The following is a 13,458-nucleotide window of genomic DNA, read 5'->3' on the forward strand; positions in this document are numbered from 1 at the left end:
TCCAAGTCGGCTGTTGGCCTTTGGTGCTGATCTCTCCCCCGACAGGAGATCGACATGACCGACTTTGCAAGATTGCTGCACGCGGACGGACCGCATCCCGAGCATGCAGCAGCGCTGCAGCTTTACGGCCGCTTCGTCGGCGATTGGGATGCCGAGATCACTGCCCATGGACCTGACGGGGCCGAGCACACCGCCCCCGGCGAGGTCCATTTCGGCTGGGTGCTCGAGGGCCGCGCCGTGCAGGACGTCTGGATCATACCCCGGCCGGCGGGCGCGCCGGCCTTTCCGATCGCCGGCAATTGGTACGGAACGACGCTGCGTGTCTATGACCCAACCATCGCCGCATGGCGGATTTCCTGGTTCGACCCCGGCCGCAGCGTGTTCCGCCAGCAGATCGGCCGTCCACGAGGCGAGGACATCGTTCAGGAAGGCACGACCGAAGCCGGCGAGCTGACGCGCTGGAGCTTTACGGAGATCACCGGCGATTCCTTCCATTGGCTCGGGGAGATCAAACCTGCCGCGGCAGCGGACTGGCGGCTGATAGTCGATGTGAGAGCAAAGCGGCGCAAGGGCTGACACCGCCGCTGTGCTCGCTATGACGGGTGCGGTTGCATGGCGCGCGCTGCTGCGCGGCAAGATGAGGTGCTAGGCTCCAGGTACAAAAATAGCGAGGGAGCGAACGCCAATGGCCGCAAGCGGTCTGCCTGCCAACACGAGCGGACTATTCGTCGAGCCGCGCGAGGACTGGCTCGCGCAGCACCAGGAGGAGATCATCGATCCGGCGCGGCCGATCGTCGATCCCCATCACCATCTCTGGAATCGCGGGCACCGCTATCTGATCGAGGAGATGGCAGCGGACATCGCCTCCGGCCACAACGTCATCGCCACGGTCTATGTCGATTGCCGCTCGATGTATCGCGCGCACGGACCTGAGGCATTCCGGCCCGTCGGCGAGGTCGAGTTCGCCAACGGCGTCGCGGCGATGAGCGCGAGCGGCGCCTACGGCAAAGCGGCGATCTGCGCCGGTATCGTCAGCCACGCCAATCTTCTGCTGGGAGACGCCGCCAAGCCGGTGCTGGAAGCGGAGATCGCGGCCGGTAATGGCCGCTTCCGCGGCATCAGGCATTCCTCGGCCTGGGACGAAGACCCCGTCGTTGCCGGCATGTATGCGAACAGGCCGCAGGGGCTGTTGCAGGACGAGACCTTCCGCAAAGGCTTCGCCTGCCTGGCGCCGCTGAACCTCAGCTTCGATGCCTGGCTGCTCCATCCGCAGATCGGCGAGCTGACCGAGCTGGCGCGCGCCTTTCCCGACACCAGGATCGTGCTCGACCATTGCGGCGGCCCGGCCGGCGTCGGCCGCTTTGCAGGACGGCGCGAGGAGGTATTCGCGCAATGGCGCGCCTCGATCCAGGAGATCGCGACATGCGAGAACGTGGTGGTCAAGCTCGGCGGCCTTGCCATGTGCCTGCTCGGCTACGACTTCCATCTGCGCGAGAGGCCGCCGTCATCCGAGGAACTCGCCGCGGCCTGGCGGCCATATGTCGAGACCTGCATCGAGGCGTTCGGCGCAAAGCGCGCGATGTTCGAGAGCAACTTCCCTCCGGACAAGGGCCAGTGCAGCTACCAGGTGATCTTCAACACCTTCAAGCGCATCGCATCGCCCCTGAGCGAGGCCGAGAAGACGGCGCTGTTCTCGCAGACCGCCATCGATGTCTATCGGCTCGAGCTGCCGTCATGACGAGAAGAGGGGCCGGGATTTTGATCCCGACCCCTCTTCGTCGTGGCCGCTGGGAAGCGTCCTTGAGATATTGTTGCCGCCTTAGCCGGCACCCATGAGCGAGGCCGGACGGCGCTCGCCGCTGGAGGCAAAGATCTTCTTCAGTTTATTGACGACACGGATCAGGAAGCCAATCATCACCGGATTGGTCTTGCGGCAGAAGGCAATCTTCTTGACGTGACCTTCGACATGCCATTTGGCATGCGCGCCGTCGCGGAAGAAGATGACGTCGCCTGGGCCGTAGCGCTTGGGCGGCATGCCGTCGCTTTCGAGCACGATCGATCCTTCCATGATCATGATCGTCTCGTCGATGTCGTAGTACCAGTTGAAGCGTCCTTCGGTGCAATGCCAGATGATCGTCTGGGCGGTGCCATCGGCGCTGGTCGACAGGACGCGCGAGCGGGATACCGGATTGCCCTCGATGATCCAGGACGGCTCGATCGGCCGCAACTCGAGGTCCACATTGCAACTGCCGATTTCAATCAATGCGCGCGACATCTGCTTCCTCAGGAGAAATATAAAATGAATGGCCGGGTCTCGGCCCGGATTGTTTCGAAAGACGGCGGGGACGCTAGTAGCCGTTTTCTAATTCTTTCTTACACGATCCTCGACCATCAGCCCCCAGTTGAAAGGCGAAACGGTTAACGTCACGATTCGCCTGAGAATCCCGACAGATGAACTGATCTTTCCCTGGGTGCGACAAAGTGCGCGACCGAAAGATCGCGGCCAATCGGCAGTGACGGCTCCGGCGGCGCGTTCGTCCTGCTGCCGTAACAAGATGTGCTTGACGTCTCATCTGAGGGCCGCGCGGAAGCGACGCGCGACGACGAGGGTGAGGTCCATGAGGCTCGTCAAGAGATCCGCGGCGCGTGCGCCCTGCCCGGAGGCGGATGATCCTGTTACCGCGCTTTACGAGGCGGTGACTGCTTCCGACGCCATCGTGCGGGCCACCAACGGCAGCCCGTTCACGACTCTGTTCAACCGCTTCAACATCGACGACCATCGAATGCTGCGCAACGCCGGCAGGCGTCCCGAAGCACGGCCTGCAAGAGGCGTCACTTCGCCCATTCGCCCTTGCGGAAGACGGGCACCTTGCTGCCGTCGGCCAAGATGCCGTCGATGTCGGTCTCGGCCGAGCCGATCATCCAGTCGATGTGGATCAGGCTCTGATTGCCGCCTTGCGCCGCGATCTGCTGCGGCGTGAGCTGAGCGCCGTTGACGAAGCATTTCGAATAGCACTGGCCGAGCGCAATGTGAGACGCAGCGTTCTCGTCGAAGAGCGTGTTGTAGAACAACAGCCCGCTCTGCGAGATCGGCGAGGAATGCGGCACCAGCGCCACTTCGCCGAGGCGCCGCGCGCCCTCGTCGGTGTCGAGCACCTTGTTCAGCACTTCGGCGCCGCGCGAGGCCTTTGCGTCGACGATCTTGCCGTCCTCGAAACGCACGGCGATGTTGTCGATCAGCGTGCCCTGGTAGGACAGCGGCTTCGAGCTCACGACGTGGCCGTAGACGCGGCGGCAATGCGGCGTGGTGAAGACCTCTTCGGTCGGGATGTTGGCGTTGCAGCTGATGCCGTTCTTGGAGACCGAGGCGCCGCCTTCCCATTCGTGGCCGTCGGCAAGTCCGATGGTCAGGTCGGTGCCGGGACCTGAATATTGCAGCGCGCGAAAGCGCTGGCCGTTGAGCCAGTTGGTGCGCTCGCGCAGCACCGCATTGTGGCTCGCCCAATTGTCCATCGCGTCCTCGCGATCGACGCGGGACGCCGCGAAGATCGCATCCGCAAGCTTGCCGACCGCGACGTCCTCGGAATCGTCAGGGAACACCAGCTTCGCCCAGGACGGGCTCGGATAGGCGATGATGTTCCAGTTGGTGTCGAAATTGACGATCTTCTCCAGCGCGGGCTGATAGGCCATCGAATTCGCCTTGCTCGCGCGCGCCACCTTGGAGGGATCCTCGCCCGACAGCAGCATCGGGTTGTCGCCGACGATGGCGAGCCGTGCGGTGTTGTTCGAGAACGCCTTGGCCATGCCCTCGTAGAGCCAGCCGGCGGCGCGATCGAAACTGCTGTCATGGCCGTGGCGGTAGCGCGCCAGCGTCATCTCCTCGTCCGAGAGGATCGGCGTCACGATGCCGGCACCGGCCTTGTAGGCATGCACGGCGATTCGCCGCACCAGCGGTAGCGCGATCGCGGGCGCCGTCAGAAGCAGATCCTGTCCCGGCCGCAAGCCCAGGCCCACCTTCACCGCCACCTCGGCCAGGCGGTCGAGCTTCGCGGGATCGATGGGAGTTGAGGTATCGCGTTTGTCAGTCATGCCGGGCCCTCTGCCGAAAGTCGCTCATTCAATTTAAGTCTAGCATCGCGAGACACAAGTGTGCGAGCGTCTTGCGACACATGAAAGATACGCGGTTTCACGCATTTTGGTTTTCAACGCGTTGCCGATTTCAGCACACGATCGACCATGGCGGGCGCGAGACCGAGGTAATTTTTCGGTGAGGTCAGCGCCTCGATCGTGGCGCGGTCGATGCGGCTCGATATCCGTGAATCCGCCGACAGCGCATCAGCAAGGCTGATTGCCTTCTCGTTAGCCTCACGGCAGGCGTCGTAGACGACGTCATGCGCCTCCTGCCGCCCGATCTGCGGCGCGAGCCCCATCATGACCGCCTCCGCCACGATCAGGCCGCGGCTGATGGCGAGATTGTCGTTCATCTTCGCCTCGTCCACGATGAGGCCGGCGAGCGCAAACTTCGCCTGGCGCAGCGCACCGGCGGTCAGCACGAAGCTTTCGGGGATCGCCATCCATTCGGCGTGCCAGGGCCCCGTTGCACGCTCGAAATCCTGCACCATGGCGTCGAGCATCAGACCGGCGTGCTGGCGCACCGCTTTTGACGCAGCAAGCATCAGTTCGGAGGAGATCGGGTTGCGCTTCTGCGGCATGGTCGAGGAGGCGCCGCGCCCCTTGACGAAGGGCTCGTAGACCTCGGCGAACTCGGTCGAGGCCATGATCATGATGTCGAGCGCGATCTTGCCGAGCGAGCCGGTGACGAGGGCGAGGAAGTTCACCGCCTCCGCAAAGCCGTCGCGCGCGACGTGCCAGGTCGAGGCGGGAACGCCGAGCTTCAGCTCGGCGCAGAGCGCCTCCTGCACCTCGAACCCCTTGTCGCCAAGCGAGGCCAGCGTGCCGGCAGCGCCGGCGAACTGGCCGACCAGAACGCGCGGCTTCAGCTGCGCCAGCCGCTCGGCGTGGCGATCGAACATGGCGAGCCAGATCGCGGTCTTGTAGCCGAAGGTCACCGGCAGCGCTTGCTGGAGATGGGTTCGGCCCGCCATCGCCGTGTCGCGATGGCGCTTCGACAGATCGGCGAGGATCTTGCGCAGCTCGGCGATGTCGCGTTCGACGATCTCGATCGCGGCGCGGAGTTGCAGCACCACGGCGGTGTCCATGATGTCCTGCGTGGTGGCGCCCCAATGCACGTAGCGACCGGCCTCGCCGCATTGTTTCACCATCTGATGCACCAAAGGCAGGATCGGATAGCCGACGACATCGGTCTCCTGCCGCAGCAGATCGAAATCGAGCGCGGCGACGTCGGTCCGCGCCGCGATCGCTGCGGCCGCCTCTTGCGGGATCACGCCGCACTTCGCCTCAGCCTTCGCCAGCGCCACCTCGACCTCGGCATAGCGCGCGACCGTCGCGACGTCGGAGAACACCTCGCGCATCTCAGGCGTGCCGAAGGCGTCGCGAAACAGCATGGAGTCGAGCACGGTGGTGGAGGCGGGGAAAGCAGGCATGGGGCGTTTCTTCGTGGTTGGTGTTTTGCGTGAGCGGCAGCTTACGCGGGTTGCTGGGCAGGGCAATCCGACATCCAGGGTTCATCACACGTTCGATGCCGTAGGATCGTCTCGCCAAGCCCCCGCTTCTTCCGGCGCTCAGCTCCGTCATCCGAGCCGGGAGGCGCGTGAGGCGAAGCAGAGCGCCGAGCCTCGAAGCATCAGCGGCCGGGAGGTGGCTGTTCGAGCCTCCTCTGCGCCCCGGCGCTTCGAGACGAGGGATCGGCGCGAGCCGGATCCAACGGCAAACATTCCAGCTGCGGTTGTATTCCCCTCTGAAAACGACATGCCTGTCATCACGCGATCGCGATGAACCAAGTGCCCCCTTCGGCAGACACACGGTTTTCGACCCAAATTTCCTTTTGTCATTTTGCTTGACCATTTTCGTAATGAGGCCTGGTTTTCGACGTGCAGTTTCTGTTCCGGGACCACCTTCTGGATACCGACCGGCGCGAGCTGAGCCGCGAGCAGGTTCCCATTGCCGTGGAGCCGCAGGTTTTCGATCTCGTCGTCCATCTCATGCAAAATCGCGACCGGGTGGTCAGCAAGGACGAGCTGATCGACAAGATCTGGCACGGGCGCAGCGTCTCCGAATCCACCCTGACCAGCCGCATCAACGCGGCACGCAAGGCGATCGGCGACAATGGCGCCAGCCAGGCGCTGATCCGCACGATCACCCGCAAGGGTTTTCGTTTCGTCGGCGATGTTCAGATGCAACTCGGCGCAAGCGCACCTGAGCCGGTCCGTATCGCCCAGCCTCAGGCAGCCTTCGCGCTGCCGGATCGGCCAGCGATCGCCGTGCTGCCCTTCACCAACATGAGCGGCGAGGCCGAGCAGGATTATTTCTCCGACGGCATCAGCGAGGACATCATCACTGCGCTGTCAAAGCTGCGGTGGTTCTTCGTCGTCGCGCGCAACTCCTCCTTCGTCTACAAGGGCCGGGCCGTGCACATCCACGAGGTCGCGCGGGAACTCGGGGTGCGCTACGTGGTCGAAGGCAGCGTGCGGCGCAGCGGCGAGCGGGTGCGCATCTCGGCCCAGCTCAACGACGTTTCGACGGGCAGCCATCTCTGGGCCGAGCGCTACGACCGCGACCTCGCCGACATCTTTGCCGTACAGGACGAGATCACCGAGGCGATCGTCGCCGCGATCGAGCCGCAGCTCTATGCCGCCGAGAGCTTTCGAGCCCAGCAGAAGCCGCCGGGCAGCCTGGATGCATGGGATCTCGTGATGCGCGCGATGTCGCATTACTGGCGCATCAACCGCGAGGACAATGCCGCCGCGCAAGGCCTGCTGAAAGAGGCCGTCGCGGTCGATTCCGCCTATGGCAAGGCGCTGGGCCTGCTCGCGACCAGCCATATCTTCGGCGCGCATATGGGCTGGGCCGACATGGCCGCGACCCTGCCGGTCGCCGAACGTGCGGCGCTCGCAGCAGTGGAGGCCGATCGCGAGGATGCCTGGGCCCATCACGGCCTCGCTTATACCTATCTGTTCCGCCGCCGCTTCGACGACGCGCTGGCCGAATTCGAGCTGGCCTTGAGGCTGAATCCGAATTTCGCGATGGCGCATGCCTTCCACGGCGTTACGCTGTGCTACGCCGGGCGATGGCAGGACGGCGATGCCGCCGCCCGCCATGCGCTGCGGCTGAGCCCGCGTGACCCGCTTGCAGCGATTTATTGCGGGGTTGCGGCCTATGCCCGTTTCGTCGGCCGCGACTACGAGGGGGCGGTACAGATGGCTCGGGAATCAATGCGACAGCGCGGAGATTTCGTCGGCGCGCACCGCGTGCTGGCGGCAGCCGCCGGCATGTTGGGTGCTCCGACGCTTGCGGCTTCCGCCCTGGAAGGCCTGCGTCGCGTCCAGCCCGACGTCTCGCTTGCCTGGATCACGCGGGAGCTGCCGATGCTGCGCGAAGAGGATTGCGTGCATTATCTCGAAGGCTTGCGGCGCGCGGGGGTCACCTGACGCCTGCCGCGATGATGGCGGCGTACCTTGCAGCCGCGATCCTTCGTTGACCGCTAGTCGTCATCAGGCCCGAACGGCCTGATCTGGGGGAAGCCGCCGCGCGGCCGGCCCGCGTAATCGCGCGCATCGGAATCTTCGCGAATGTTGCGCGCGACGTCGTCCCAGTCGGTGCGGTCGCGCATGCCGCGCGGCTCGCGGAGGTCCTGGTGGCGGCGCTCGCGACGCTCCGCTCGGCGCCGTTCGGTCGCGGCCCGCTTGACGTCGTAATCCCTCGCCTTGGCAAACGCATTGTCGGGAGAGGAAGGCTCCGTCGAGGCCTGCTGTTCGACCGGTTTTGCAGCGCGTGGAGGAGACGCCGGTGCCGGCTTGGGCGGCTCGACCGCAGCGGCTTGCGAGGGCTGAGGCGCCGGCGGTTCAGCATTCGCCGGCGCGGTTTGCGTGTCCGGCCTGGCGGCTTCAGGCTTTGCTTCGGCCCGCGCCGGCGCAGCGATCATCGCGCCAAAGGCTTGCGAGCCGGTGAGATAGTTGACGCGCTCGGACGGCGCGTTCGTGGAAGCCGGTGTGGCAGCCTCCGCCCGCTGCGCCATCTTGCTGGTGTCCGGGCCCTGCTTGGGCGCGACCGGGTTCATGATGTTGCCGGCAACGATACCGCCGCCAAGACCAATGGCGATGGCCGCGATGATGGTCCCGGCACCGACAAAATAGGCTGTCGAGGCGCGCATTCATCCACTCCCTCTTTGGAGCGGGCAACGCGTGGGGATTGCCAGATGTTCCTGATAGCCGCGGCTCCTCCAGGAGGAACCGCGCGGGATCAGATTTGCTGCGCGACCTTCTCGAGCCCGATGAGACGAGCGAGCTTGCGCACTTCTTCCTTCTGATCGTCACGAAGCTGGAACAACAGCGGCATGGCGGCCGACTTCAGTTGCTGCACCTCGTCGCAATTCGGATCGATCTGCGCGCTGGGCGGCGCGTTCGGGTTCGACAGCTTGTTCGCCTGGATCTTGCGGGCGACGTTGCGCAGCGCGGTCTCGACCGAGGGCCAGTAATATTCCTGCGAGGACGACAGTTTCAGGCGATCCCGGATTCCCGCGATCTGCATGTCGGACAAAAGCGAATAGGCCTTCTGCGGCTTGGCCACGACCTTCGGCTTGGCCGGAACCTCGACGGCTGGAACCTCCGTCGCGGCGGGCGCCTCGTGGGTGCTTGCTTTCGGCATCGGGAAATCAGCGGGCGTGGCCGCGGCGAAGGCCTGACGCAGCGGTTCGGTCAGTACGGGCGCCTGGGAAAGCTTGTCGGCTGCCACCTGGACCGGTTCGTATGCGGCCGAGGCCAGCGCCAGCGTCGGAACCAGGCGGTCGGCCTTGGCGGCGCGGTTGGTTGCGAGCGGCTTGGGCGGCGGTGCCTGGGCGATCATCTCGGCGCTGACGCTGGGCACGCTGTCGCGTCCGAGGATGGCGGTCGTCGCGGCACCGAGAACGAGGAAACAGGTCAGCACGACGATGGTGATGGCTTTGGACAAACGTCCCTCCGCGTCCGGCTTCAAGTCCACGTGATCACTGCTCGGAAACTGGGCGATAATTAAGGCTTAACCGTGCCAATGCGGCGGCAATCGCGCGGACTGCGGCGACATCGCCGGAAAAGCCCAAGGAAATCAGGCAGCTGCCGCAAGGTCGTAAGCATCCTGGATGTCGGCCACGATCTCCGAGGCCTCCCAGACCGCGCGCGGCTCGACCGATTGCAGCGTCACCGTCCAGTTGCCGCCCCGGCGGGTCCGCGGAACGCTGACGACGTCGAAACGGACGTTGCGGCACAGCGGATGGCGGGCCAGGGCATGGGCGACGCGGACGCGAATCTCGTCCATCGTCGCAGCCGTCTTGCTGTTGAGAAAATCGAAATCCATCGCCTGTCCCTCTCGGTCCCCGTTGGCGGCATCGAGGAGGATTCTTGGCGGGCGATGGTTAATCTGCCGTTAAATCAGGGGACTTTGAGGTATGCGAGGATGAGCCGGGATCGATGCGATCGCACCATCTCTCTCCCTCTCGTTGCGGGATAGACGTAAAATCCTACCGCCCACCCGCCGCGCGGTATTCCGCGGCGGTCCGCGCGACGAGATCGTCGACCGCGAGCACATCGGTGACGCCTGACGTCGCGTGCCCGCCGCTCCAGATGTCGCGCCAGCGCTTGGGCCGGCTCTCGCGTGCCGTCACGTCGATGTCCTTGGCGATGTCGATCGCGCCACGCGCCGGCAGATCGTCGGGATCAAGCCCGGCGGCGACGATCGACGGCCTCAGCATGCTGGTCTGCAAGCCCGTGAACGCGGTGGTGAGCATGACGTCGTCTGCGCTGCTCTCGACCAGCATGCGCTTGTAGCGGTCATCCGCCATGCTCTCCCGCGTCGCAATGAACTTCGTGCCCATATAGGCGAGATCGCAGCCAAGCACCTCCGCCGCCCGCAGCGCGTAGCCGTCACTGATGCCGCCCGCCAAGACGATGATGCCGTCGTAAAATGCGCGCACCGCGCGGACGAAGGCGAAGGGGTTGAGCCAGCCCGTCTGTCCGCCCGCGCCCGCCGTGAGCAGCACCAGCCCGTCCGCGCCTGCTTCCGCCGCACGCTCGGCGTGGCGGATCGAGGCGACATCCGCCAGCACCAACGCGCCGGCATCATGGAGCGGACTCAGCACCTGCGCCGGCGATCCCACCGAGGTGATGACGATCTCGGGCCTGTGCCGCAGCAGCACGGTGAGATCCTCCGCGAGCCGTGCATTGGAGCGGTGCACGATCAGGTTCGGGCAGAGCGGCGCTGCCTTGCGGCCGGTTTGATCTTCGTGCTGCCGCAGTCGCGTCCCGATCGCGGTGAGCCATTCATCGAGTTGTTCCGCGCCACGGCAATTCGCGGTGGGAAAGCTGCCGATCACCCCGTTGCGGCAGGACGCGACCATGAGCTCGACGCCCGACACCAGGAACATCGGCGCGGCGATCAGCGGCAGCGCGAGACGATCGTGGAAGCGTTGCAGTCGATCCGATGGCATGCATGCCTCCCTGCGCGGGCTTTGTCGTTTCCTCCCGCATTCCCTGTGCTAGCGTCATCAGCAACATTGGCACGCCAGAAGCCGGTGACAAAGCAACGAGGAAACATATGTCTGATCCGCTCCACGCATCGCCCCCAGCTTGTGCGCAGACGCTACGGGCGTTGTCGCGCTATCCCGACCGCACCGCTTTCGCCTGGCCCGGCGGATCGCTGAGCTATAGCGGCACCATCGACCTGATCGGACGCATCCAGGGCGTGTTCATGCGGCTTGGATTGCAGCCCGGTGCGCGCGTCGCTTTCCTCACGGCGAACCGCGCCGACACCTGGTGCGCCGGCGTCGCCGCACAATTGGCGCGGCTCTGCATTACCTGGCTGCATCCGCTCGGATCGCTGGAGGACCAGCTGTTCCAGCTCGAGGACTCCGACGCGGAGATGCTGGTGGTCGACGCCGCCGCCTTCCACGACCGCGGCGGCGAGCTCGCTGCGAGGGCGACCCGGCTGAAGGCGGTCTTCACCGCGGGCCCCGCCGGCTACGGCGTCGATCTGCTGGCCGCGCTCGAAGATGCAGGACATGCGAGCCCGCTGTGCCTTGCCGGCCCCGACGATCTCGCCACGCTGAACTACACCGGCGGCACCACCGGCAAATCCAAGGGCGCGCTGCGCTATCATCGCGAGAACAGCGGGGCTGCCGGCGCTATCCTCGCCGACTTCGAGATTCCGGAGGCTGCGCGCTATCTCACCGTCGCGCCGATCAGTCATGTCGCCGGGACGAAGGTGCTGCCGACCCTGATGCGCGGCGGCACCGTGCACATGCTGAAGGGCTTCGATCCCGAGGCGGTGCTGTCGACGATCGCGCGCGAACGCATCAACTTCACGCTGTTCGTTCCGACCATGATCTATGTGCTGCTCGATCAGCCTGCGCTGAGCAAAACCGACCTCTCCTCGCTCGAGCTCGTGCTCTACGGCGCCTCCGCGATGTCGCCGAGCCGGCTGCTCGAGGGCATCGAACGCATCGGACCGGTGTTCTCGCAGCTCTACGGCCAGACCGAATGCTATCCCGTCTCGGTGTTGCGCAAGGCGGATCACGATCCCAAGAACCCTGAGCTGTTCCTGTCCTGCGGCTTCCCGATCGCGGCCTGCGAGGTCAAGATTCTCGACGACAACGACCAGGAGGTGAAGACGGGCGAGGCCGGCGAGATCTGCGTGCGCGCGCCGCACGTGATGGCGGAATACTGGAAGCGGCCGGACATCACTGCCGAAACACTGAAGAACGGCTGGGTCCACACCGGCGACATCGCGCGCAGGGACGAGCGCGGCTACATGTTCATCCTCGACCGCAAGAAGGACATGATCGTCACCGGCGGCTTCAATATTTTCCCCCGCGAGATCGAGGACGTGCTGTCGCAACACGCGGACGTCGCGATGGTCGCAGTCGTCGGCATTCCCGACGAGAAATGGGGCGAAGCCGTCACCGCCATCGTCGTGCCGCGCGAGGGCGCAAGGCCGGATCCGGACGAGCTGATCAACCTTGTCAAGACGAGAAAGGGCTCGGCGCATGCGCCGAAACAGATCCAGTTCGTCAAGCAATTGCCGATGACCGGCGTCGGCAAGGTCGACAAAAAGGTGCTGCGCGCGGGCTTCTGGAGTGGCCGGGACCGTATGGTGGGATGATCACTCCGGGATTCTACGGAGGGCGCTGTGGCCCGGACACCACAACACGCAACGGAGTGGGTGCCGACGAGGTTCACGCAATTGCCGGCGAATCAGGGAATCACCTAGACCGCTGATGGGGCTGGGAAGCGGAGTGAGAGATGAGAGTCGCTTCCCTGGAAAGTGCAATCGCCGCGATTGCGTTGATCACGGCAATCATCGTGGTGCTGTGGGAGATCAAGATCTTCTACGGAATGTGAACTGGCAGGATGCCAAGCATCCCTTCCGCGGCGGCGGAAGCCTGCCGTTCAATCGGCTCCAGGAGCGACGCTTGCGTCACGCTCACCGTTTCTCGATCACCAGGCTCTGCACCGCGCGGCCGAAATAACCCTGCCGGTCGGCCAGCCTCGACATCGCAAGGCCGACGCCGTCGGGCCCGATCCACGACTCGCCATCGAGCAAGATCCACTCGCCGACGGGTTGGCGTGAAAAATTCACGGTGAGATCGGCATTGATGTAGGTCCAGGCGCGGAAGTCGAGTGAGGAGGCGGTGCCGTTGGAGAAGTCGGCGGCGACCACGGCGCGCATCGCCTGCGAGATGGCCTCCCCTTCGATCAGCGGATGGTCGACGCGAAACCAGATCGCACCGGCACCTGCCTGACCGAAGCGGCCGCGCGCCGCACGCATCGAGACCGACCGCACGAACGGACTGGTGGCGGCATGGCCGTCCTCAATCAGCGAATCCTCGGGCAAGGGCAGCGCGAGCGGCAGCTCCTTGACGTCATCCGGCAGCGTCTGTGCCTGCGCCTTGATCTTGAGCACGGTGGCGCCGACGACCTGCACGCCGTCGGCGAGCAGCTTGATCTCGCAGAGCTGGATCTTGCGGCCCTCGCGCAAGACTTCGGTCGCGATCGTGAGCGGCGCGACAGGCACCGGACGCATCAGATCGATCGTGACCCGCGCGATGTCCATCGGGACAGGCGTCGGAATGCGTTCGGCCGCCCATGTCACCAGCGAAGCCGGCGCCGAGCCGTGCTGCATGCGCCTGTCCCAGGGGCCGGCGGCATCCGGGCTGGTGATGACGCTGTTGCCGTCGACGCGGTAGATGGCGGTCATCATTCCAATCAATCTCAGTTGACGTTCCCCAGACGCGGCGCAGAGCGTAGCATTGCGCCGTTGATCCGGAGGCCATGCGTGGCGGCGATGGGTCCC

Annotated in this window: 12 protein-coding genes; 4 read left to right on the top strand and 8 right to left on the bottom strand. The window is 65.1% G+C overall.

The window, feature by feature from the left end; genetic code table 11:
* The first annotated feature begins 54 nt into the window (after positions 1–54).
* Together AX729_RS14600 and AX729_RS14605 are read left to right on the top strand one after the other, a co-directional pair.
* Complete coding sequence (locus AX729_RS14600) at positions 55–576, top strand: hypothetical protein (RefSeq protein ID WP_061024133.1); 522 nt, start codon at positions 55–57, stop codon at positions 574–576.
* 109 nt (positions 577–685) lie between these two features.
* On the top strand, positions 686–1,738 hold the full coding sequence (locus AX729_RS14605; RefSeq protein WP_061024135.1) for an amidohydrolase family protein: 1,053 nt from the start codon (positions 686–688) through the stop codon (positions 1,736–1,738).
* A gap of 81 nt (positions 1,739–1,819) precedes the next feature.
* Here AX729_RS14605 and AX729_RS14610 read toward each other — a convergent pair whose 3' ends face one another.
* The 3 genes from AX729_RS14610 to pcaB form a co-directional block, all read right to left on the bottom strand.
* The gene (locus AX729_RS14610; protein WP_061024137.1) at positions 1,820–2,275 is read right to left on the bottom strand and encodes a cupin domain-containing protein; all 456 of its coding nucleotides are present in this window, start codon (positions 2,273–2,275) and stop codon (positions 1,820–1,822) included.
* 557 nt (positions 2,276–2,832) lie between these two features.
* The gene (locus AX729_RS14615; protein ID WP_061024138.1) at positions 2,833–4,089 is read right to left on the bottom strand and encodes an aminopeptidase; all 1,257 of its coding nucleotides are present in this window, start codon (positions 4,087–4,089) and stop codon (positions 2,833–2,835) included.
* A 113-nt stretch (positions 4,090–4,202) separates the two neighbouring features.
* Positions 4,203–5,564: a 3-carboxy-cis,cis-muconate cycloisomerase gene (pcaB, locus tag AX729_RS14620; protein ID WP_061024140.1), complete on the bottom strand. Its 1,362-nt coding sequence runs from the start codon at positions 5,562–5,564 to the stop codon at positions 4,203–4,205.
* Between the two features lie 447 nt (positions 5,565–6,011).
* Here pcaB and AX729_RS14625 point away from each other — a divergent pair, with 447 nt between their 5' ends.
* A complete protein-coding gene (locus tag AX729_RS14625; RefSeq protein ID WP_061024142.1) occupies positions 6,012–7,568 on the top strand; it encodes a winged helix-turn-helix domain-containing protein in 1,557 nt (518 codons plus the stop codon).
* A gap of 53 nt (positions 7,569–7,621) precedes the next feature.
* Here AX729_RS14625 and AX729_RS14630 read toward each other — a convergent pair whose 3' ends face one another.
* From AX729_RS14630 to AX729_RS14645, 4 genes are all read right to left on the bottom strand, one after another.
* Positions 7,622–8,290, bottom strand: coding sequence for a hypothetical protein (locus AX729_RS14630; protein ID WP_061024143.1), 669 nt, complete (start codon positions 8,288–8,290; stop codon positions 7,622–7,624).
* A gap of 89 nt (positions 8,291–8,379) precedes the next feature.
* The gene (locus AX729_RS14635) at positions 8,380–9,087 is read right to left on the bottom strand and encodes a hypothetical protein (protein ID WP_061024261.1); all 708 of its coding nucleotides are present in this window, start codon (positions 9,085–9,087) and stop codon (positions 8,380–8,382) included.
* Positions 9,088–9,219: 132 nt separating this feature from the next.
* Positions 9,220–9,468, bottom strand: a complete 249-nt coding sequence (locus tag AX729_RS14640; RefSeq protein ID WP_061024145.1) for a hypothetical protein — start codon at positions 9,466–9,468, stop codon at positions 9,220–9,222.
* Positions 9,469–9,631: 163 nt separating this feature from the next.
* A complete protein-coding gene (locus AX729_RS14645) occupies positions 9,632–10,597 on the bottom strand; it encodes an NAD(P)H-dependent flavin oxidoreductase (protein ID WP_061024146.1) in 966 nt (321 codons plus the stop codon).
* Between the two features lie 107 nt (positions 10,598–10,704).
* Here AX729_RS14645 and AX729_RS14650 point away from each other — a divergent pair, with 107 nt between their 5' ends.
* The gene (locus AX729_RS14650) at positions 10,705–12,267 is read left to right on the top strand and encodes an AMP-binding protein (protein ID WP_061024148.1); all 1,563 of its coding nucleotides are present in this window, start codon (positions 10,705–10,707) and stop codon (positions 12,265–12,267) included.
* Between the two features lie 321 nt (positions 12,268–12,588).
* Here AX729_RS14650 and AX729_RS14655 read toward each other — a convergent pair whose 3' ends face one another.
* On the bottom strand, positions 12,589–13,362 hold the full coding sequence (locus tag AX729_RS14655) for a thioesterase family protein (RefSeq protein WP_061024263.1): 774 nt from the start codon (positions 13,360–13,362) through the stop codon (positions 12,589–12,591).
* Positions 13,363–13,458: the final 96 nt, after the last annotated feature.

It is taken from the genome of Bradyrhizobium sp. CCH5-F6, from assembly GCF_001556045.1.
GTDB lineage: Bacteria > Pseudomonadota > Alphaproteobacteria > Rhizobiales > Xanthobacteraceae > Bradyrhizobium.